Below are 20,061 nucleotides of genomic sequence, written 5' to 3' on the forward strand. Positions count from 1 at the left end.
TAGATGACCGATTTTACCGGACCTTTGGCCACGTTTGACCATGCCTTGTCCATCGCGACCACTTCCGATGCCCCATTTGATGCACTCATGAGCCTGACACGGGCAACCATCGGCGCGAAGCTGTTCACCTTCATGACGGCAGACATGACAACCGAGCTGGCACAGCGCTCCTACACCTCGCATCCGGAAGACTATCCGGTTTCCGGAACCAAGCCGCTTACCTATGATCGCTGGTTCGAAACCGTGCACAAGGACCGGCAGTGCTTCGTTGCCAATACGCTTGCCGACATCGCGAGCGTGTTTCCGGACTACGAACTGATCGGCCGGCTCGGCTGCGGCTCGGTCATCAACCTGCCTGTCGTTCTGGGCGATACACTGGTGGGCACCCTCAACATGCTTGATGAAGAGCATCACTATACGCCCGAACGCGTTGCCCAGGCGAAGGCCTGGCTTTCGGTGCCGGCCAAAGCTGCCTATCTCGCCAGCCGGACACTGCCGGCACCCGCATAGGACCGAACGGGACACGCAGTTGTTCAAAACCCCGCCTTTTCGGCGGGGTTTTATTTTGCAGTGCTCGTCAATCCTCCTGCACGGCATCGACCGAAGGCGCGACATCAATCGCTTCCGTCGCGAGGTCCACCAGCCAGGCGATACGTGTCTGATACCTGACGACCACCTTGTAGTCTTCTCCCAGAACTTCACGAGCGGTTTCCCTGAAGGGACGCTCCTTCATCGCTGCCGGCAGGAAGTCATCAAGAGAACCGATCTTGTACTGGGCGTCCGATGGCAGATCGAGAAGAACCCAGATCTCCGCAATCTTGGTGCGCGCGTGCACATCCACCCGGATGATTTCGACCGGGGTGTCCCCTGCCCATTCCTTGGTTCGTTGTGCCAGGATGGCCTCTGTTCCGGTTTCGATGTAGCGCAGGTAAGTCGCTGCCAGCAGCTGGACCAGAACGACGGTCAGGAAGGCCAGCGTGACCGCCATGCCAAGGGTAAACTTGACGCCCCGATGCGCCTTGCGGAAGACCCGCTCCCGTGGGCCAAGGACAATATAGACAATGCTGGCAGAGAAGATGATCGCACCGAAGTTGGTAGCAAAGAGCAGCGTTGCCTCATAGGCCGCTTCGTGTTCGCCGAAGTAAAGCAGGATACCGGCCGCCGCAAGCGGCGGAACCAGCGAAACGCCGATGGCCGCGCCAGGCAGAAGACTGATTTCCGACTTCCGTATCTGGACATAGGCACCTGCTATACCGGCCGCCAGCGCGACGACCATGTCTTCCGCTCCGGGGTTGCTCCGGCTCAGCACTTCATCTGGAAGCAGCAATGTCGAAGGGGCATCGGCTATCCAGACAATCAGCCATGAGATGATGATACTGGCCCCCGCCGCCAGCCAGACCGTGAGTATAAGGAACAGCGCTCTGCCGACCCATCCCATGACGATAGATGAGGCAATACCGAGGATCGGAGTCATCAGGGGAGCGACAAGCATGGCCGCAATCACCACGGCGCCTGAATTTCGCAGAAGTCCCATCGTAGCGATGATCACGGCAAGCGACAGCAACAGGGCGAATTTTCGCCAGTAGGCCGCTTTGTTGGCGCCCTCGAACTTCAGGATTTCCCTGGTGGTGGAGAACTGACTGATGGACATGACACAGCTGCTCCGCACGGTATACCGTCAGAGTATGCTTCAAGCCGTGACGCTCGTCATCAAAATTGCACGAGCCACGCTTACAATCTCCAGTCGGGATTGCTGGCATTTGTGAAGTAGGTGCCGAGACGGTGGAAACGACAGAACCCGGTCAGGCCCTTGTCATCACGCCGCAGCCTTTTTCGCGCGCTCGATCTTGCCGATAAACTCGGAAAGCCAGGCGATTTCCTTCAGGTAGACTTCCATCGAAAGCGAGGCAAGTTCCATGAGGAGAGCTTGCGGATTGGGGTTGTCCAGGCCCGTTTCCCGCAAGAAGGTTTGATACTCGTCATTGAAAGCCTTTGGCACACGCATTACGGCCTCACGCACACACTGTTCTGCTGGTTTGTGCAAGCAAGCCTCCCGGCCCGCGTTTAGAAATTGTTAAGATTTCGAACCGTCTGCCGATATCGTCAGAAATGTCATTTCCTCACAATCCCCAAGAGCTAAAGGTCTTGCTTGGGATAACTTTCCCAAAGACAACAAAATGGCCCATAGCTCCCGCTTTTCGCTTGCACTTGGCCAGCCAAATCTTCGACCCTGCCAAGAATCACAATTCTACCCCATCCAAACCGACCTCAAGAGCCCTTCATGAGCCCGTCCACAGACCTTTCCTTCGCCCCATTGTCGGATGCCTTCGCGCAAAACCCCTACCCGTTCTACGCTGCACTGCGCGGACGCAAGGGTTTGACATATTTCGAGGATTTCGACATCTGGCTGGCAGCGCGGTTCGATGACGTTTCGGAAATCGTGCAAAACGGCAAGATGGTCAGGTCCATGGACCACATTGCCGATGCGGAAGAAATCGAGGCCATGAAACGGGCCCAGAACTGGCACGACATGCCGCATCATTCTCGCTTCGTGCAGTTCTCGCTGCTGGACAGCGACGGAGAGGTTCATGACCGGTTGCGCAAGCAGGTTTTCAAGCTGTTTACGCCGGTGATGGTCGGCAAGCTGCGTGACGACATCCAGGCTTATGTCGACCGTCTGTTCGACAGTCTGGCGGACCGGAGCGAAATCGACTTTATCGAAGATCTCTCAGCTCATGTTCCAGGACATATCATCGGCCGCGTTCTCGGCGTTCCCGACGAGGACTGCCCGCAATTGCGTGTCTGGTCGGAAAACATCGTTCAGTATTTCGACATCGACCGGACGGACGCGCGCAAGGAACTGGCCGAAAGCAATACGACCGAGTTCTATTATTATTTGCAAAGTCTGAAGGCAGAGCGCGAACGGGCACCGAAGGACGACCTTCTGTCGCTGATGATCGAGGCCGAACGGGCCGGTCAGATGAACGAGGACGAATTCATTTCGACCGCCATGCTGATCCTGATGGCCGGTCACGGCTCGACCATCGACGTTCTCGGCAGCGGCATGCATGCGCTTTTGAAATTCCCGGATGAGCTGCAGCGTCTGCGCCAGGACCCGTCGCTGATGAAAACGGCGGTCCAGGAGATGTTCCGGTATGAATCGCCCCTTCCCTTCTTCCATCGCTACTCCACCGAAGACATGACGGTTTGCGGCGACGACTATCCGCGCGGCACGAAATTCGGCGTTCTCTATGGGTCAGCCAACCGCGATCCAGCCCAGTTTCCAGACGCTGATCGCTTCGATGCCGGCAGGTCGCCCAATTGGCACATTGCCTTCGGCCGCGGTGCGCATTTCTGCCTCGGCAACCACCTTGCACGGCTGGATATGGACATCATTTTTTCAACGCTGCTCAGAAGGTTCAAGTCGATTGACCTTGCACAAGAAAACGTCTCCTACAAACGCGGCCTGTCGGTGAGAGGCCCGGAAGCGCTCAGACTTACCTGGCAGCCCGCGTAGTTGGCGGTTCTGCACTTGTTCCAGCCCTGCGTGCCGCTAGTTACTTCCCTTCTTTCCTCAAAGCCATTGGATACCTCATGCGCCTCAAATCAGTTCTTTTCTGCCTGACCGGGCTGTGTGCCGCCTTGCCTGCCCAGGCGGAAACGGTCGAGCTTGGACCGCGTCCAGCCTATCTGGTTTCCCAGATGGCGGACGGTGCGTTGAAGGACACCTTGATGGCCTGCATCGGCAAACCTGCGAAGCGCACGCAGTTTTCGATCAGCCATCGCGGTGCACCCCTGCAGTTTCCCGAGCATACGGAGGAAGGCTACCGCGCCGCTGCGCTGATGGGAGCCGGCATCCTGGAATGCGACGTCACCTTTACCAAGGACAAGGAACTGGTCTGCCGTCATTCCCAGAACGATCTGCATACGACCACCAACATTCTGACGACCGATCTTGCCGGCAAATGCACACGGACCTTCACGGCGGCCTCCGGCGAAACCCCCGCATCAGCTGACTGCCGGACAAGCGATCTGACCCTTGCCGAATTCAATTCGCTGCAGGGCAAGATGGACAGCGCCGACAAGTCTGCAACCACTCCCGAAGCCTATCAAAAGGGCACAGCCCCCTGGCGCACCGAACTGTATGCAGGCACGGGAACGCTGATGACCCACGAAGCCTCGATCCGTCTTTTCAAGGATCTTGGCGTGAAGTTCACTCCTGAACTGAAATCTCCCGAAGTCGAGATGCCGTTCGACGGCTTCACCCAGGCTGCCTACGCCCAGAAGCTGATCGATGACTACAAGGCCGCAGGCATTCCGCCGGAAGACGTCTATCCTCAATCCTTCAACCTCAAGGACGTTCTCTACTGGATCGAAAACGAACCGGACTACGGCAAGCAGGCCATTTACCTGGAAGGCCGCCGCGATATCGATCCCGCAGACCCGGAAACCTTCTCCCCTTCCATGGCCGAGTTGAAAGCGATGGGCGTCAACTATCTTGCGCCGCCACTCTTCGCTCTCCTCGCGCAGGAAGACGGCAAGATCGTTCCCTCAGCCTATGCCAAGGCGGCCAGGGAAGCAGGTCTCGAGCTGATTGCCTGGAGCCTGGAACGATCCGGCCCGTTGTCGTCCGGTGGAGGCTGGTACTATCAGACCGTCAACGACGCCATAGACGGCGACGGCAAGCTTTATGAGGTTGTCGACGTGCTGGCACGTCAGGTCGGAGTCAAGGGCATCTTCTCCGATTGGCCCGCAACGACCAGCTTCTACGCATCCTGCCTTGGAATGGAGTGAACAGAAGCCCCGGTTACGGCAACTGAAATGGCATGGGCGATAATGCCTTTTTCACCAAAGTTGCCTAACCTGTGGTCCGTTTCCGCCAATCACGTGTGGTCTAACAATTGAAAACGCACCCGCTTCCAAGTGTCGATTCCCTGGTCCTCTACAAGCGCTATCAACCGCTTGACGGTGAAGAGATCAAGGCTGTCATTTTGGCAGTCGCAGAGAAAGCGGGTGTGCCGCAGAGCGCCTGCCAGGTACTGAACACGTCGGACGAGATCGACAAACGCTTCTTGTGCGGCAAGTTCCATATCCTGGTCACACAGTCCGGACCTTTCGAACACACACCGCTGATAGACGTTGCTCTCGAAACCTACTATGCGCGAACCGCCTTTCCGGAGGCGACCGACTTGCTCTTCGATATTGCAGCCTGTACGCAGATTTCGGTCCGGAAGAGCGTCATTCCAACGGATTCGCTGCCCGAAAACCTGAAGACATTTTCCGGTGCGGAAAACATCGCCTTCTGTGAGCTTGAAGAAACCTTGCAGGCGATGGAGATCGCCAGATTGATCACGGCGATCATCGTGGAAAGATCACAGCCGGATGCTGTGCTTTGGGTGCCTAGCCGCTTCTTGCTGAAACCGGACGCCTTTTCCGCGCTCGCCCGTGCTTCGAATTACGACGATCTTTATCTTCTGCCCAACCCGGTCGGGCAGCAGGATCCGGAGACCGGCGAGCGGCTATTCGGCATGGAGGGAATCGGAGCCGAGTGGCTGACCGGTTACCGGGTGAAAGTCCTGCCTTGCAGATTGCCTCCCGAATATCTTGCCGAAATCATTGTTGCCTTTGCGAAGGTCACACGGAAAAGCGGCGACATGATTGAAGACGGCGACGTCTTTGGTCGCGATGAAAACGAAAAGATCCAGGTGATCTACCACGAAGAGGACGATGACGGGCTGAACACCATCGAACTCAAGGTCGTCCACAATCCCAACTACGGCATTATCCGCGAATACGTGCCAGCCATGTACGAGTATCGCGATGGTGAGAGCGAGGAGAGCAGCCACTCCACTATGAGCCGCGGAGACGCAGGGCTGGACCCAAATGACCCGGTGGACGCGGCTATTCTGGAACGCTTGCAGGAAATGAAGGAAGAAACACCGGCTTCTAAGACGGCCGAGGTTCGGGATGAAGAAACTCTCGAACAGGAGATGTGGGAACTGGATCAGCCTCAGCAATCAGAGATACCGGATCACACCGAAGCTTCTAAGACCGTTCCGCCTTCAGCCGTGCCGCATGTAGACGAGACCTTCAGCACGCCCCCCTTTCGTCCAGACGACAGCGGAGCTGCCCGAAAGCCGGTGACCTCGACAAAACGGATGTCGATTGCAGAATTGCGCGAATTCGCGAAGCAGGCGCAGGTTTCGAACGATACAGCGGGAACGGCAGGCAAGGGACAAGGCTTCCTGGCAAAGCTCTTCAAGCGCAGGGCAGACCGGTAAGGCGTTCAGCCGTCAGCGCGCCTGATCCAGGGTGCGCTTGCATTCCAGCAACTCAAAAAGGGTCGCTTGCAGACGGCGAATGTCTTCCTTGGTCACGGACGAATGAGACCCAGCGCCCTGCGCCGGTTTTTCTCCGCGCAGACGGCCGAGGATACTGAAGTGACCATGACCGTGGCCTGAAGCAGGCTCGGGTGCATCATCGGCCAGAACGCCATTCGGCAGCGGGCCGTTGTGATTTTCCTGCTGGCCGTTGTGGGATACTGAGACCGGCACTGGAGCCGGCTCGGCAGGAACCGGTTCAGATGCTGTCACCGCCTGCAGGGCCGTCATGTCCTCATGCCTGATCTGCATGACGAAGCGCGGTCCCTGCTCCTTCAGGATGCGCTGAACGCCCTTGATCGTGTAGCCTTCACCGTAGAGCAGATGACGGATGCCTTTCAGAAGCTCGACATCGTCCGGACGGTAGTACCGCCGGCCACCACCCCGCTTCAGCGGTTTGATCTGCGAGAAGCGTGTTTCCCAGAACCGCAGCACGTGCTGCGGCAGATCCAGATCTTCTGCGACTTCGCTGATGGTACGAAAGGCGTCGGGGCTTTTTTCCTGCGAGCTCATCCGGTCTTATTGTTTTCTTACTATTTGCTGGCCTGCCCTGTCAGCGCATCATTGATCCGCTGTTTCAAGACGTTGGACGGTTTGAACACCATCACACGGCGCGGTGAAATAGGTACTTCCTCGCCAGTCTTTGGATTGCGGCCGATACGCTCCCCCTTGGAGCGGACCACGAAAGACCCAAAGCTTGATAATTTTACTGATTCTCCTGTCACAAGACAGTCGGAAATTTCAGAAAGAACACGTTCGACCAGTTCGGAAGATTCGGTCCTGGACAGACCTACCTTCTGATAAACGGCCTCACACAGATCAGCGCGGGTAATAGTCCGATTGCCCATAACCCCTCCTCAACGACGCCATCATCTGGCTGATTTTGCACAAGAACTCAGATGCAAGGCCATACGGTACGGCGTTGCGGCGAGCCGGTCAACCGGAAGTCTTGGTCGAACTCAGATTTGTCGTACGAAGTTTGGCGAGGCTTACCAGCGCAGAAGGACCGAGCCCCAGGTGAATCCACCGCCCATTGCTTCAAGCAAGACGAGATCGCTCTTTTTGACACGCCCGTCCCTGACGGCTGTGTCCAGGGCAAGCGGAATGGACGCTGCGGAGGTGTTGCCGTGAAGCTGGACGGTTGTCACGACCTTCTCTGGCGCGATCCCGAGCTTCTTCGCGCTGGCATCGATGATGCGTTTGTTGGCCTGGTGCGGAATGAACCAGTCGAGGTCGTCCGAAGTGGTGCCTGTGGCCTTGTAGGCATCTTCAATCACGTCGGTGATCATGCCGACTGCGTGCTTGTAGACTTCCCGGCCTTCCATCCTGAGATGACCGACGGTCTGGGTCGCGGACGGTCCGCCGTCAACGAAGAGCTTTTCCTTGTGGCGGCCGTCTGAGCGCAGATGAGAGGTCAGAACCCCCCGGTCGGCAGTGGTGCCCTCACCCTCACCGGCTTCAACCACGACAGCTCCTGCGCCATCGCCGAACAGAACGCAGGTCGTCCGGTCGGTCCAGTCGAGAATGCGCGAGAACGTCTCCGCACCGATGACCAGGCACCGCTTGGAAAGGCCGGCGCGGATATAGGCATCTGCGGTCGTCAGCGCGTAGACGAAGCCGGAGCAGACGGCATGCACATCGAATGCGGCACCGTGATAGATGCCCAGATTGGCCTGAACGGTGACAGCCGTTGCCGGAAAGGTGTTGTCCGGTGTGGCGGTCGCCAGAATGATGGTGTCGATCTCCTGAGCATCCCTGCCGGCGCTTTCCAGAGCCCGCTTGGCGGCTTCCAGCGCGAGGTCCGAGGTCACCTGACCTTCGGCGGCAACGTGGCGCTGCTGGATACCAGTACGCTGAACGATCCATTCGTCAGACGTATCGACCATCTTGGAAAGATCGTCATTGGTCAGGATTTTTTCCGGCAGGAAACTTCCGCAGCCGGTTACGGTGGAACGGATTACGCTCACAAATCACCTTCCGATGTCGGCGCGGCTTCAGCGAAGCGGCCGCGATGATAATGCACAAGATCCTGGGCGATCTTGTGTGTCAGTTCGTTTTTGACCATGTCGTAGGCAAGGTCGATGGCCGAGGCATAACCCTCGGCATCAGTCCCGCCGTGACTCTTGATCACGATGCCGTTCAGTCCCAGGAACACGCCGCCGTTGACCTTGCGCGGATCCATTTTCTCGCGCAGCAGATCAAAGGCGCCTTTGGCGAAGAGATAGCCGATTTTGGACATAAAGGTCCGATTCATGGCCGAACGCAAGTAACTGCCGATCTGTTTGGCCGTTCCTTCCGCGGTTTTGAGCGCAATGTTACCGGCAAAGCCTTCGGTTACCACCACATCGACCGTGCCTTTGCCAAGGTCGTCACCTTCCACGAAACCGGCGTAATGCAGCGAACGCAGCGGCGTTTCGCGCAGAAGCCGGCCGGCGGTACGCACCTCTTCCAGACCCTTGACCTCTTCAACGCCAATGTTAAGCAGGCCGACGCTTGGCTTTTGAACACCAAACAGGGCCCGCGCCATGGCACCGCCAAGAATGGCGAAGTCGATAAGCTGCTGCGCGTCGGCACCAATCGTCGCACCGACATCAAGCACGACGGACTCGCCGCGCATGGTCGGCCAGATGGCCGCGATGGCCGGTCGTTCGATATTGGCCATCGTCCGCAGGCAAAACTTCGACATGGCCATGAGTGCGCCGGTGTTCCCGGCGGAAACTGCCACGGAAGCATCGCCCGTCTTCACGGCTTCGATGGACCGCCACATGGACGAACGCCAGCGCCCCTGGCGCAGCGCCTGGCTTGGCTTTGTGTCCATGGCAATGGAGACGTCGCAATGGTGGAAGGTCGAAGCATCGCGAACCCGTGGATACTTCTCCAGAAGGGGCAGCACGACCTTTTCGTTACCGAACAACAGAAAGCGGATGTCGGGATGACGGACAAGCGCGATTTCCGCCCCGGGAATGACGACGTCAGCCCCATGATCGCCACCCATGGCATCCAGAGAAATCGGAATAGTTTTCGCCATCTAGAAGGTCTTTTGACGTTTCGCTACCAAGAACAGCACCGAGCGGTGCTTCCAGACAAAGTCCTGCAGGTCCGGCAAGGGCCTAGAACGGGCGCGAACATAACGGTTTTGGCAAGACTGACAACCGTTTTCCTGTTCGCGAAGAGTTCTGACGTTGAAAACCTGCATGAAGACCCAGTCCATATCGTTCGGGCAACTGTAAATACAATGGATATCAGCTATCCGTCTTGTCCTTGAGCGCCTGGAGTGCGGCAAAAGGCGACGGTTTGGCCTCGGGCTCCTCGCCGGCGCTCTCGTCCTCGCCATCGCCGCCCTCGAACTCGACGCCCGGCTTGCGCGGGAACGGGTCAAGCGTCAGCGCCAGTTCCTCGCAGATCACGGCGCCCAGATCGAGAACACCGTCCAGAATGACATCAGGCGGGTCGAGGGTTTCCAGATCGATTTCAATCTCGCCGTCTTCGTTGAGATCGCTGACCTTGCGCGGGCGGCTGGACTGGGGTTCGAAAGTGCGGTCGACATCAATCTTCAGCTTGCTTTCGAAAGGCTCCAGCGACACCACACAGGTCTGTTCCAGCGTCGCCGTCAGCGGGCCGACGACACGCAGTCCCGCCTTGCGATACGGCTTCAGCAGGAAATCCGCCTTGAGGTCGCGAATGCCATCGAGCTCATAGGTCTTTGCGATGGCCTTGAGCGATGCCTCATCCGGAGTGACTGTGACGCGTTCATCCTTGTCGACAACGCGAGCGGCGTTGACCTTGTAGGAATAGGGGAAAGTTTCTTTTGTCATTCTTGTTCTTACCTTGGCACCTTTGTCGCGGCCTCTTACACCGCCGGCTTGGGTCTCAGACCGGCAATGCCTTGAATTTTTCAGGGTCGGGCCACACGATGCTCCCATTCATCAGTGCTTCAACCGTCTGCCCCTCGAGGCTTTCGGCTGTTTCAAGCATATAATACGCCAAACGCTTCTGTGCGACCGGTTCCGGCACATCGGGGTAGATGTTGCGACCGATTGCCTCCGCCAGCTCATCAACACTTTTTGTTTCGATCGCCGGAATATAGGCATCGGCGCGGCCGTAAAAAGCTTCGCCCATGACTTTCACCTTCTTGGGAACGCGCGTGTCGCTGACGCCCATTTCGCGCAACGAGGCATCCATGTCCTGAAAGAACAGGTCGAAGACGTTCTGCGTGAATTCAGAGACCCGCTTGCCCTCCCCGCGCATCCGGCGGAAATACAGCACTGCATGGGCCACGATCATGTCAAAACGGCCATCGACACTATCGGGCACGTGAAAGTCGGTGTAAAAGACTGGCTGCCGTGCTTGAGCCACGATTTCACAATAGACCTTGTGCTCGGCATCGCGGGTCCGACGGCGGAACAGGCCAAACAGCATGGCATCTCCTTTTAAGTCAGGTGTTGCCTTGTGCCCTATCCCACGATAGTGACTTTGCCAAGCAACGAAATTCAAGAGCAGCCAGACCGGTCTGGCGAAACGGGAATTCTTAGATGAACTTCAAGGCAAGCGCCCTGATCCTTCCGCTTCTGGTCACCTTACCGCTCGGCGGCTGTTTTACGTCCACTTATACGCACGGTCATGTCATCACCAGCGACATGCTGAACCAGGTTCAGGTCGGCTCCAGCCGCGAGCAGGTTGAGCTCGTTCTGGGAACCCCGTCGACCACGTCCAGCCTCAACGGCGACGCCTACTATTATATCTCTCAGAAAACCGCCACGACCGCCTTCATGGCTCCGGATATCGTCGAGCAGCGTGTTGTCGCGGTTTACTTCGACAAAGACGGTTACGTGCAGGATCTCGGCAACTACTCGCTGGAAGACGGCAAGATCGTCGACATCGTCACGCGCAAGACCCGCACCGGCGGCGCCGACTACGGCTTCCTGACGCAGATCCTGCGCGGTGCGACCAATCCGAGCCTCGGCCTCTAGGCCAGAAGCTGCAGTCAAATGCAAAAGCCCCGGCCACTGGCCGGGGCTTTGTTTTTTTGCAGCGTCAATGCGCCAGGATCGCCAGCAGCAGCAAGGCCACGATGTTGGTGATCTTGATCATCGGGTTCACGGCCGGACCGGCGGTGTCCTTGTAGGGATCGCCCACCGTATCGCCCGTCACCGAGGCCTTGTGCGCCTCGCTGCCCTTCTGGTGGGTCACGCCGTCCTTATCGGTGAAACCGTCTTCGAAGGACTTCTTGGCGTTGTCCCAGGCCCCGCCACCGGCGGTCATTGAAATCGCCACGAAGAGCCCCGTCACGATGACACCGAGCAGCATCGCACCGAGCGCCGCGAAGGCGTCCGCAGGTGTTGCCACGGCCTTGACCAGGAAGAACACCACGATGGGCGACAGCACCGGCAGCAGCGAGGGGATGATCATCTCCCGGATCGCGGCTTTTGTGAGCATGTCCACTGCCCGGCCATAATCCGGCCGTTCCGTGCCCTGCATGATACCCGGCTTTTCCTTGAACTGGCGGCGGACTTCTTCCACCACCGCACCGGCCGCCCTGCCAACGGCGGTCATAGAGATCCCGCCGAAGAGATAGGGCAACAGGCCGCCGAACAGGAGACCCGCCACCACATAGGGGTTGGACAGTGTGAACAAGGTGCTGACGTCGATACCGTAGAAGATCGACCCTTCTTCAGCGTTGCTGGAGAAGAATTTCAGGTCTTCCGTATAGGCGGCGAAGAGCACCAGCGCCCCGAGGCCCGCGGAACCGATGGCATACCCCTTGGTGACTGCCTTGGTGGTGTTGCCGACCGCATCAAGCGCATCCGTGGTGGTACGCACTTCGGCCGGAAGATCCGCCATTTCGGCAATGCCGCCGGCGTTGTCCGTGACAGGACCGAAGGCATCAAGCGCCACAACCATGCCTGCAAGGGCCAGCATGGTGGTCACCGCAATCGCAATGCCGAAGAGGCCCGCGAAGGCGTGGGTCACCAGGATGCCGGCGATGATAATGAGCGCCGGCAAGGCCGTTGCTTCCAGCGAGACGGCCAGACCCTGGATGACGTTCGTGCCATGGCCGGTGACCGACGCCTGGGCGATGGACCTCACCGGACGATACTCCGTACCGGTGTAATATTCGGTCACCCAGATGATCAGCCCTGTCACCACCAGCCCCACGAGCCCGCAGACGAACAGATCGAAGCCGGTGAAGGTCGTTCCGCCCGACGTGGTGAACTCGGTGCCGGCACCGATCCAGCCGAAGATGATGATCGCAAGCGCAACAGCGGACAGGACCGCCGTTGCTATGAAGCCTTTGTAGAGCGCCCCCATGATCGAGTTATTGCTGCCGAGCTTGACGAAAAACGTGCCGATGATGGACGTCACCACGCAGCTTGCACCGATCAACAACGGCAGATGCATCAGGTCGATGGCCTGGCTGCTGGTGAAGAAGATTGATGCCAGAACCATGGTGGCGACGACCGTCACCGCGTAGGTTTCGAACAGGTCGGCCGCCATGCCCGCACAGTCGCCGACATTGTCACCGACGTTATCGGCGATGGTGGCCGGGTTGCGCGGATCGTCCTCCGGAATTCCGGCTTCGACCTTGCCGACCAGGTCGCCGCCGACATCTGCCCCCTTGGTGAAGATACCGCCGCCGAGGCGGGCGAAGATGGAAATGAGAGACGCCCCGAAGCCGAGCGCGACCAGCGCGTCCATCACGGTCCGGTCTGTCGGGCCATAGCCCATCATTCCGGTGAGGACGGCGAAATAGACGGCAACGCCAAGCAAGGCCAGGCCGGCAACCAAAAGGCCGGTGACAGCACCGGCCTTGAACGCAATCTCCAGCCCTGCCCCGAGGCTTTGGCTGGCCGCCTGGGCGGTGCGTACGTTGGCCCGGACGGAAACCATCATACCGATGTAACCGGCAGCTCCCGAGAGGATGGCGCCGATGGCAAATCCGATTGCCGCGGTGCCGGACAGCAGTAGCCAGGCGAGCACGAAAACAACGGCCCCCACAATGGCGATAGTCGTATATTGACGATTGAGATAAGCGCTAGCCCCTTCCTGGATCGCCTCGGCGATCTCCTGCATACGCGCGTTCCCTGCATCCGCTGCCATAACGGACTGGATAGCCCACGCCCCATAGGCAATGGACAAGAGGCCACAAATGATGACGACAAGCTCGATCATACTTCCTCCCAAAGCTGCGGCGGACTGATTTTCTTGTCGTTTTTTGCCGCCTGACGGCCCTACACACCAATTCCTCGACGTGAGGGAAGGTCACGATAGCAGCAAAGCGGAGCGCCTCGTCAAGCTCTCACATGGTTTAATTATAAACTTCCGTTGCGTTATTTTTTGATGCAACGCAGTATTTATGCTGCGCTGACGAAATGGATTTTCGAAGGTACTTTAAGAGGTTGTATCTGCTCTTCTTTCCGCAACTGTGAGCCATACAAGCAAGCCGATGCACAGCACCACGAACGGAAACACCAGGGTGGTGACCGTGTCCCAGCCATAAACGTTCAACAGTGCTCCGGATGAGAAGGAGGCAGCCGCAACAAAGCCGAAAACCAGGAAATCATTGACCGCCTGCACCAGGTTCCGCTCTTCGGGGCGGTAGGTGTCCGTCAGCATGGCGGTGGCGCCTATGAAACCGAAGTTCCAGCCAAGGCCGAGCAGGATCAGTGCGATCCAGAAGTTGGCGAGGTCTACCCCCATCAGCGCAACCGTCGAACATCCGGCCAGCAGCAGCAGGCCGATGGAAACAATTCTCTCTTTGCCGAAGCGGGTGATGAGGTTCCCGGTGAAGAAGCTTGGACCGAACATGGCCAGAACATGCCATTGAATGCCAAGCGTGGCGTCGTTCTGAGACAGACCGCAACCGATCATGGCCAGCGGCGTGGCCGTCATCACCATGCTCATGAGTGCATAGGAACAGATGCCGCAGGCTGCCGCGACAATGAAACGGCGTTGCGTCATGATCTGCAGCAGCGGACGCCCACCCGCTTGGGCATGGCTTTGCCGTTTCGGTTTGGGAATTCGAAGGAATGCCACCAGGAAGAAGGCGACCAGCGACAACCCCGCCTGCGCCAGGTAAGTGCCAGCGAACAGGATCGGCGAGAACAGGTCCTTGGTGGCTATAACCGATTGCGGACCGACAATGCCCGCCAGCACGCCCCCTGCAAGCACCCATGAGATAGCCTTGGGCTTGAAGGCGTCACTTGCGGTATCGGCCGCTGCAAAGCGGTATTGCTGCACGAATGCGCCGGCAAAACCGCTAATGCAGCACCCGAGCGCGAACAGCAAAAACGCATCCTGAAAAACCGCAAAGGCTGCCAGCAGCCCTGCTGTGGCACCGAGAAGCGCTGCGCCCATGAAGCCGGTGCGGCGGCCATAGCGGCGCATGATTATGCCCGCAGGTATGGTCCCGAAAGCGGTTCCCAGGACCATGGCCGACACAGGCAAGGTGGCCAGCGACTTGTCCGTATCCAGCATCGAATACCCGACAAGCGGCGCCGTTGCGATCACGATCGACGCGGAAGCCCCGCCAATCGCCTGGGCCAGAGCCAGAAGCAGCGCGTTTCGTTTTGCCAGACTGTCGTCGACAAAGCTATCGGAGGTCGTCACGGTCATGCGGATACTTTCAGGAAGGCATAAGTTTGCATCGCACATACCACGCCGAGGCCTGAGCGGGAAAGACCGGAAGTTTCATTTGTAACTGGCGACCAACCAGAAAACTACCGGCATGCTGACATGCCACTCTACCTAAGCGGAAACCGCAAAAAAGTGATGTGCATCATCGAAGCGGTTCAATTTTAGCGATAGTCATCTTTCAGGAAAATCCTTGACTGGAACGCCAACTGACAAAGGCGCAACAGCCTTGAACAACCCAAGATCGCATCAGGGAAACAGAGGCGACGATCACCGATAGCGGTGGTCGACCGGTCAATCTTAGGAACTCGATTTTGCTTACAAGAATTTATCTGCTGATACACTCCAAGGAGTACCTGTCATGGGACGTATTATTGCGCAATACGGCAGCAAAGGCAGCCACGTAGAAAGAATACAAAAAGAACTCAATAAATTTTTCAAGGACGAAGGCCGAAAACCGCTCATACCGGACGGCGATTATGGGAAAAATACCAAGGAAGCTGTAATACAGCTTCAAAAAGACTTCTTTCTTTATGTCGACGGTGTCGTCGGCGAATTTACAAACGCGGTCCTGTTCAAACGGGAAATCGCGACGTTGACGCCTCGTCCACGCGATGTCACCCAGGGGCTTTCAATGAGATGCTGGGCTGCGTCCTCGGAGAGCTGGCTGGAAACACGGCCGACGCTCACCAACCGTAACCAGGTCAACATTCTGAACCGGCTCATTGCCCTGGGAGGAGCCACCCCCACTACTGTGCAGCGGCTTGGCATCAATGTACCCAACCCCTTCGGTGGCGCACTTCGGATTCCCCTTGGCCAGACCCAATGGCAAGACCGACTTGGACTGACACCGATTGAGGAACCCTTCGAGAATTTCTATGCCGAAATATGTGCCAGCAGGCTGCAGCAGCACGGCCCGTTGCTTCTCGGTGTCTTTCGCGAAAGAGGTCGCGTCGGACATGTCGTGGTCATGTGGGGAGCGGGAGTAACCGGATCGGACGCCGGTATCCAAGTCATGGATCCTGCAAGAACTCCAAATTCCAGGTTTCTAAGGATTGCAGGTATCCAGGCTGGCGATTTTATGGACGGTGAACACGTGGGAGGAACGGTCATTACCTGGATCCCGGACCGTACTGCGTCAGCCTGGTAAATTCTCAAGATCGTCCGTGGCGATGCTCAAAAGTGGCTGAAGCCCGCGAAGCGGCCGTAGTCGACAGGCTGGCCGTCGTCCACAAGCCGAAGCCCTGCCTCCCCTGCCCGGGCATAACCGATCTGTGTGACGGGACACCCCGCCAGGTGGGCGACCCGGCGAAGGGTATCGGAGCGCTCCTGCGGCACTGCCATCAGGATTTCGTAGTCGTCGCCGCCGTTCAGGCAACGGGCGAAGTCCTCGGGCGACTTGACCTTGAGATGGGCGAGCGCCTGTGACAGCGGAACGAGGTCCAGATCGATCGTCAGTTCCAAAGCCGAAGCATTGGCCATATGGGCACAGTCGGCAATCAGGCCATCCGAAACATCCATGGCAGCCGAAGCATAATCGGCTACTGCCCCGGCAAGCCGCGTACAGGGTCGCGGTAGCAGGTAGCGGTCCAGAATATGTGCTTCTTCGCTCTCGGTCAGATCGTGATCGCGGCAGAAGTCGGGGTTAAGACGGGCCTGGAGACCGGCTGCAGCGTCGCCAATGGTGCCGGTAACAAACAGGAGATCTCCGGGCCGCGCGCCGGAACGCCGGACTGCCTTGCCGGTTTCAACCTCGCCAATTGCGGTGATCGACACCTGCAGTCCGTTGCCGGAGCGAACAGTGTCACCGCCATAGAGATGGAAATCATAGGCTGCCTGGTCGGCAGCAAGCCCGTTGCAGAACCGCTCCAGCCATTCGACCGTCCAGTCTGACGGCAAGGACAGGCCCATCAGATAGCCGCGCGGGCGGGCTCCCTTCGCGGCCAGGTCTGAAAGATTGACTCTCAAGGCCTTGGCGGCGATGGCCTCCGGTGCATCTTCTGCAAAGAAATGAATATCGGCTGCCAGCACGTCCTTTGTCAGAACGAGGTCATAGCCTGGTTGAGGTGTGAGCACTGCGGCGTCATCGGTCAAACCGAGGCTGCCCGGGTCTTTTGCCAGGGGGGCAAAGAAACGCCGGATCAGCTCGAATTCGCCTGGCCGGTCAGCGCCCATGATCAGGAAGCGCCGTCCGTTTTCTTTTCCTCAAGTTCGCCACCGCGCAGTTCATGCGCAAGGCGGTCAAGGACACCGTTCACAAGTCCCGGTTCGTCGTCTTCGAAAAAGGCCTTCGCGACGTCGATATACTCCGAAATGATCACCTTTGCCGGCACGTCCTTGCGGCGCAGCAGCTCGTAGGAGCCGGACCGCAGGATTGCCCGCAGCAGGCTGTCGATCCGCTTCAGGGGCCAGTCTTCAGCCAGCGCGGTGTGGATGTAGGGGTCCAGAAACTTCTGGTCTTCCACGACGCCGGCAAGGATCTGCTTGAACCACTGCTCGTCGGCTTCACGATACTGCTCGCCGTCGATCTCCTTGCCGAGGCGAAAGGCGGTAAACTCGCTGACCACACTGGTCAACGGGGCGCCGCCCACATCCATCTGATAAAGAGCCTGAACGGCGGCAAGGCGCGCCACGCCGCGTTTGTTGGCGGGGCGCACAGTTTTTCCAGCCGGTTTTTCCGGGTCGGCCTTTCCGGTCATTCTTCTTATACTCCAAGACGCTCGCGCAGGGCGATCATGTCGAGGGCGGCACGGGCAGCCGCACCGCCTTTGTCCTTGTCGTCCACCTTCGCGCGGGCCCATGCCTGCTCGTCGTTTTCAACGGTCAGGATACCATTTCCGACAGCCAGATCCGCATCGACGATCAAGTCCATGATCACCCGGTTCGATTCATTGGCAACAATGTCGTAGTGGGTGGTTTCGCCGCGGATGACGACACCCAGCAGAACGAAGCCATCATAGAGCACGCCCTCGTTTTCCATTGCCGTCAGAGCCATGGACAGGGCAGCCGGAATTTCCAGGACACCCGGTACGGCTATCCGGTCATAGCTTGCGCCGGCAGCCTCTATGGTCTTGATCGCGCCCTCAGCGAGCGCATCGGCCAGATCCTCGTAGAAACGAGCTTCAATGATCAGAAGTTTCGGTGCAGCGCTCATGGGTTTTCGTTCCTATGTAAGGCCGCGACAGGAACCACGTCTGCCCCGGTTTGTCCAGTCTCATTCGTAAAGGACCGCGACATCCCGGTGACGAGTTCGTCCCGTGGTTAAGGCGGCAAGCGATATTAGCTCTTTTAGAAGGTGTTGGGACTTTCCCCTATCCGGTCTTGGAGAATTCCGCAAGGCGGGCGGCGTAGCGGGCCATCATATCCACCTCCAGGTTGATCTTGTCGCCGACCTGGCGGTCCGACCAGGTGGTGACTTCCAGAGTGTGCGGGATCAGGAAGACGGAAAACAGAAGGCCGTCGACCTCATTCACTGTCAGGGATGTGCCATCGAGCGCGACCGAACCCTTCTTGGCGATGAACGGTGCGGCTTCCGCCGGTGCCTCGAACTGGAAATAGACCGAATCCGGATGGTCTTCCCGCCTGGTCACCGTCGCCAGTCCGTCGACATGACCGAGGACCAGATGTCCGCCCAGTTCGGCGCCCATCGTCAGCGAGCGTTCCAGATTGAGTTTCTGTCCCACTTTCCAGGCTGCGACATTTGTGAGGGCAAGGGTTTCGGCTGCCGATTCCACCTCGAACCAGTTGCCGTTGGAGCCATTGTCCTTGGCCGTCACCGTGTGGCAGACGCCCGCGCAGGAAATCGAGGCTCCGATGTCGAAGCTGTCCGTATCATAGGCGGTGCGTATCCGCGTTCTCATCCCGGCAGGGATCTTGTCGACAGCAAGGATCTCGCCAAGGTCGGTCACAATTCCGGTGAACATGTCAGGCTCCGCGCCGTCTGAGATAAACAAAACTGTCGGGACCGAAGCGGCCGGCGTCGACCCGCTCGAATTTGGGGTCTTTGAGAACATCTGCAAGGTCAAGACCGTGCAGAGCTGGTATGCCGCCCTCGCCGATTACGATATCGCCGGTCACGACACACAGGTCGTCCACCAGGTCTGCTGCCAGGAAGGACGATGCCAGGCGGGAACCGCCCTCCACCATGACCCGCGTTACACCGCGTGTCGCCAGCGCGCTGAGGATGACGGATGGTTTGATGCCGGTCTCTTCCGCCGGTACCCGGATCACGTTGACGCCTGCGGCTGCCAAATCCGCGATCTTGTCGGCATCTGCCGTGTTGCTGCAGACTAGCCAGACCGGCACATCCACGCAGGTTTGCACCAGTTTGGAGGTCAGTGACAGCCGGGCACACCGGTCGATGATGACGCGCACGGGCGAGCGATCGGCAAGGCCCGGCAGTCTACAGGTAAGCTGAGGGTCGTCGGCAAGGGCCGTGCCGGATCCGACCAGGATCGCATCGCATTCGGCGCGATATCCGTGAACCTTTCGCATCGACAAGGGCCCAGAAATCTTGACCTGCCCTTCGCCCGCCCGGCCGATAAATCCATCCCGGGACACCGCAAGTTTCAGGAACACCACCGGGCGCTGTTTCAACTGCCTGTATGTGAAGCCGCGGTAGAGCGCGTGCATGGCTTTCTCGCGCACGCCCACTTCCACCTCGATACCCGCCTCGCGCAGCATGGCAACGCCCCGGCCCGCGACGCGCGGATTGGGGTCCAGCATGCCAATGACGACACGTTTCACACCGGCTTCGATCAGGGCCTTGGCGCAGGGCGGTGTCCGTCCGTAGTGAGAGCATGGCTCCAGGGTGACATAACACGTTGCCCCTTGCGCCTTTTCCCCCGCCTGGTTCAAAGCGTTGACTTCCGCATGCGCCATGCCGGGACGCGATGTGACGCCCCTGCCAGCGACAATCGCAGTCCCCTCTTCGAAACGGACGATAAGGGCGGCTACGGACGGATTTGGCCACACCCGGCCCAGACCACGACGGGCAAGACGCTCGGCGGCCGCCATGAAACGGGCATCAAGATTGGAAAGCTCGGACATT

At 58.5% G+C, this 20,061-nt stretch carries 21 protein-coding genes; 6 read left to right on the plus strand and 15 right to left on the minus strand.

The features are described 5' to 3' along the window. Positions 1–3: 3 nt before the first annotated feature. Entirely contained in the window at positions 4–510 is a 507-nt protein-coding gene (locus tag V1T76_RS10940; RefSeq protein WP_330560691.1) for a GAF domain-containing protein, read from the plus strand. 67 nt (positions 511–577) lie between these two features. Here V1T76_RS10940 and V1T76_RS10945 read toward each other — a convergent pair whose 3' ends face one another. Both V1T76_RS10945 and V1T76_RS10950 read right to left on the minus strand, forming a co-directional pair. Beyond that, entirely contained in the window at positions 578–1,651 is a 1,074-nt protein-coding gene (locus V1T76_RS10945; protein WP_330560693.1) for a DUF389 domain-containing protein, read from the minus strand. A 165-nt stretch (positions 1,652–1,816) separates the two neighbouring features. Beyond that, positions 1,817–2,005 carry a hypothetical protein gene (locus V1T76_RS10950; RefSeq protein ID WP_006931582.1) on the minus strand — a complete coding sequence of 63 codons (189 nt, stop codon included), beginning with the start codon at positions 2,003–2,005 and terminating at the stop codon, positions 1,817–1,819. 276 nt (positions 2,006–2,281) lie between these two features. On the opposite strand from V1T76_RS10950, the gene V1T76_RS10955 reads away from it, so the two are divergent. From V1T76_RS10955 to V1T76_RS10965, 3 genes are all read left to right on the plus strand, one after another. Further along, the gene (locus tag V1T76_RS10955; RefSeq protein WP_330560695.1) at positions 2,282–3,517 is read left to right on the plus strand and encodes a cytochrome P450; all 1,236 of its coding nucleotides are present in this window, start codon (positions 2,282–2,284) and stop codon (positions 3,515–3,517) included. Between the two features lie 77 nt (positions 3,518–3,594). Beyond that, the gene (locus V1T76_RS10960) at positions 3,595–4,794 is read left to right on the plus strand and encodes a glycerophosphodiester phosphodiesterase family protein (RefSeq protein ID WP_330560696.1); all 1,200 of its coding nucleotides are present in this window, start codon (positions 3,595–3,597) and stop codon (positions 4,792–4,794) included. Between the two features lie 107 nt (positions 4,795–4,901). Continuing rightward, complete coding sequence (locus tag V1T76_RS10965; RefSeq protein WP_330560697.1) at positions 4,902–6,281, plus strand: hypothetical protein; 1,380 nt, start codon at positions 4,902–4,904, stop codon at positions 6,279–6,281. Positions 6,282–6,293: 12 nt separating this feature from the next. On the opposite strand, the gene V1T76_RS10970 is transcribed toward V1T76_RS10965, so the two are convergent. The 6 genes from V1T76_RS10970 to V1T76_RS10995 form a co-directional block, all read right to left on the minus strand. Then, positions 6,294–6,893, minus strand: a complete 600-nt coding sequence (locus V1T76_RS10970; protein WP_330560698.1) for a MerR family transcriptional regulator — start codon at positions 6,891–6,893, stop codon at positions 6,294–6,296. A gap of 20 nt (positions 6,894–6,913) precedes the next feature. After that, on the minus strand, positions 6,914–7,228 hold the full coding sequence (locus V1T76_RS10975) for an integration host factor subunit alpha (protein WP_023003819.1): 315 nt from the start codon (positions 7,226–7,228) through the stop codon (positions 6,914–6,916). Positions 7,229–7,369: 141 nt separating this feature from the next. Continuing rightward, positions 7,370–8,347, minus strand: a complete 978-nt coding sequence (locus V1T76_RS10980) for a beta-ketoacyl-ACP synthase III (protein ID WP_330560701.1) — start codon at positions 8,345–8,347, stop codon at positions 7,370–7,372. After that, positions 8,344–9,408 (minus strand): phosphate acyltransferase PlsX, encoded by a 1,065-nt coding sequence (plsX, locus tag V1T76_RS10985; RefSeq protein WP_023003817.1) that lies wholly within the window; start codon positions 9,406–9,408, stop codon positions 8,344–8,346. The genes V1T76_RS10980 and plsX overlap by 4 nt, the downstream gene beginning before the upstream one ends. 214 nt (positions 9,409–9,622) lie before the next feature. Then, the gene (locus V1T76_RS10990; protein ID WP_330560702.1) at positions 9,623–10,195 is read right to left on the minus strand and encodes a YceD family protein; all 573 of its coding nucleotides are present in this window, start codon (positions 10,193–10,195) and stop codon (positions 9,623–9,625) included. A 55-nt stretch (positions 10,196–10,250) separates the two neighbouring features. Next, a complete protein-coding gene (locus V1T76_RS10995; RefSeq protein ID WP_330560703.1) occupies positions 10,251–10,799 on the minus strand; it encodes a ubiquinol-cytochrome C chaperone family protein in 549 nt (182 codons plus the stop codon). 113 nt (positions 10,800–10,912) lie between these two features. Here V1T76_RS10995 and V1T76_RS11000 point away from each other — a divergent pair, with 113 nt between their 5' ends. Beyond that, a complete protein-coding gene (locus V1T76_RS11000; protein ID WP_006931570.1) occupies positions 10,913–11,350 on the plus strand; it encodes an outer membrane protein assembly factor BamE in 438 nt (145 codons plus the stop codon). A 64-nt stretch (positions 11,351–11,414) separates the two neighbouring features. On the opposite strand, the gene V1T76_RS11005 is transcribed toward V1T76_RS11000, so the two are convergent. Continuing rightward, positions 11,415–13,550, minus strand: a complete 2,136-nt coding sequence (locus V1T76_RS11005) for a sodium-translocating pyrophosphatase (protein ID WP_330560704.1) — start codon at positions 13,548–13,550, stop codon at positions 11,415–11,417. Positions 13,551–13,769: 219 nt separating this feature from the next. Beyond that, positions 13,770–14,993 (minus strand): MFS transporter, encoded by a 1,224-nt coding sequence (locus tag V1T76_RS11010; protein WP_330560705.1) that lies wholly within the window; start codon positions 14,991–14,993, stop codon positions 13,770–13,772. A gap of 379 nt (positions 14,994–15,372) precedes the next feature. Here V1T76_RS11010 and V1T76_RS11015 point away from each other — a divergent pair, with 379 nt between their 5' ends. After that, the gene (locus tag V1T76_RS11015; protein WP_330560706.1) at positions 15,373–16,161 is read left to right on the plus strand and encodes a peptidoglycan-binding protein; all 789 of its coding nucleotides are present in this window, start codon (positions 15,373–15,375) and stop codon (positions 16,159–16,161) included. A gap of 26 nt (positions 16,162–16,187) precedes the next feature. On the opposite strand, the gene thiL is transcribed toward V1T76_RS11015, so the two are convergent. From thiL to ribD, 5 genes are all read right to left on the minus strand, one after another. Then, the gene (gene thiL, locus V1T76_RS11020) at positions 16,188–17,186 is read right to left on the minus strand and encodes a thiamine-phosphate kinase (RefSeq protein ID WP_330560707.1); all 999 of its coding nucleotides are present in this window, start codon (positions 17,184–17,186) and stop codon (positions 16,188–16,190) included. A 2-nt stretch (positions 17,187–17,188) separates the two neighbouring features. After that, entirely contained in the window at positions 17,189–17,710 is a 522-nt protein-coding gene (gene nusB, locus V1T76_RS11025; protein ID WP_006931565.1) for a transcription antitermination factor NusB, read from the minus strand. 5 nt (positions 17,711–17,715) lie between these two features. Further along, positions 17,716–18,165 (minus strand): 6,7-dimethyl-8-ribityllumazine synthase, encoded by a 450-nt coding sequence (gene ribH, locus V1T76_RS11030; protein WP_330560708.1) that lies wholly within the window; start codon positions 18,163–18,165, stop codon positions 17,716–17,718. A 157-nt stretch (positions 18,166–18,322) separates the two neighbouring features. Further along, positions 18,323–18,934 (minus strand): riboflavin synthase, encoded by a 612-nt coding sequence (locus tag V1T76_RS11035; RefSeq protein WP_330560709.1) that lies wholly within the window; start codon positions 18,932–18,934, stop codon positions 18,323–18,325. Between the two features lies 1 nt (position 18,935). Continuing rightward, on the minus strand, positions 18,936–20,060 hold the full coding sequence (ribD, locus tag V1T76_RS11040) for a bifunctional diaminohydroxyphosphoribosylaminopyrimidine deaminase/5-amino-6-(5-phosphoribosylamino)uracil reductase RibD (RefSeq protein WP_330560710.1): 1,125 nt from the start codon (positions 20,058–20,060) through the stop codon (positions 18,936–18,938). Between the last annotated feature and the right edge of the window lies 1 nt (position 20,061).

It is taken from the genome of Roseibium sp. FZY0029 (assembly GCF_036350355.1).
GTDB lineage: Bacteria > Pseudomonadota > Alphaproteobacteria > Rhizobiales > Stappiaceae > Roseibium.

Bases quoted from the DNA above. Each gene is read 5' to 3' on its own strand.
- V1T76_RS10940 (WP_330560691.1), top strand. From the start codon at position 4: ATGACCGATTTTACCGGACCTTTGGCCACGTTTGACCATGCCTTGTCC.
- V1T76_RS10945 (WP_330560693.1), bottom strand. From the start codon at position 1,651: ATGTCCATCAGTCAGTTCTCCACCACCAGGGAAATCCTGAAGTTCGAG.
- V1T76_RS10950 (WP_006931582.1), bottom strand. From the start codon at position 2,005: ATGCGTGTGCCAAAGGCTTTCAATGACGAGTATCAAACCTTCTTGCGG.
- V1T76_RS10955 (WP_330560695.1), top strand. From the start codon at position 2,282: ATGAGCCCGTCCACAGACCTTTCCTTCGCCCCATTGTCGGATGCCTTC.
- V1T76_RS10960 (WP_330560696.1), top strand. From the start codon at position 3,595: ATGCGCCTCAAATCAGTTCTTTTCTGCCTGACCGGGCTGTGTGCCGCC.
- V1T76_RS10970 (WP_330560698.1), bottom strand. From the start codon at position 6,893: ATGAGCTCGCAGGAAAAAAGCCCCGACGCCTTTCGTACCATCAGCGAA.
- V1T76_RS10975 (WP_023003819.1), bottom strand. From the start codon at position 7,228: ATGGGCAATCGGACTATTACCCGCGCTGATCTGTGTGAGGCCGTTTAT.
- plsX (WP_023003817.1), bottom strand. From the start codon at position 9,408: ATGGCGAAAACTATTCCGATTTCTCTGGATGCCATGGGTGGCGATCAT.
- V1T76_RS10990 (WP_330560702.1), bottom strand. From the start codon at position 10,195: ATGACAAAAGAAACTTTCCCCTATTCCTACAAGGTCAACGCCGCTCGC.
- V1T76_RS10995 (WP_330560703.1), bottom strand. From the start codon at position 10,799: ATGCTGTTTGGCCTGTTCCGCCGTCGGACCCGCGATGCCGAGCACAAG.
- V1T76_RS11000 (WP_006931570.1), top strand. From the start codon at position 10,913: ATGAACTTCAAGGCAAGCGCCCTGATCCTTCCGCTTCTGGTCACCTTA.
- V1T76_RS11005 (WP_330560704.1), bottom strand. From the start codon at position 13,550: ATGATCGAGCTTGTCGTCATCATTTGTGGCCTCTTGTCCATTGCCTAT.
- V1T76_RS11010 (WP_330560705.1), bottom strand. From the start codon at position 14,993: ATGACCGTGACGACCTCCGATAGCTTTGTCGACGACAGTCTGGCAAAA.
- V1T76_RS11015 (WP_330560706.1), top strand. From the start codon at position 15,373: ATGGGACGTATTATTGCGCAATACGGCAGCAAAGGCAGCCACGTAGAA.
- thiL (WP_330560707.1), bottom strand. From the start codon at position 17,186: ATGGGCGCTGACCGGCCAGGCGAATTCGAGCTGATCCGGCGTTTCTTT.
- nusB (WP_006931565.1), bottom strand. From the start codon at position 17,710: ATGACCGGAAAGGCCGACCCGGAAAAACCGGCTGGAAAAACTGTGCGC.
- ribH (WP_330560708.1), bottom strand. From the start codon at position 18,165: ATGAGCGCTGCACCGAAACTTCTGATCATTGAAGCTCGTTTCTACGAG.
- V1T76_RS11035 (WP_330560709.1), bottom strand. From the start codon at position 18,934: ATGTTCACCGGAATTGTGACCGACCTTGGCGAGATCCTTGCTGTCGAC.
- ribD (WP_330560710.1), bottom strand. From the start codon at position 20,060: ATGTCCGAGCTTTCCAATCTTGATGCCCGTTTCATGGCGGCCGCCGAG.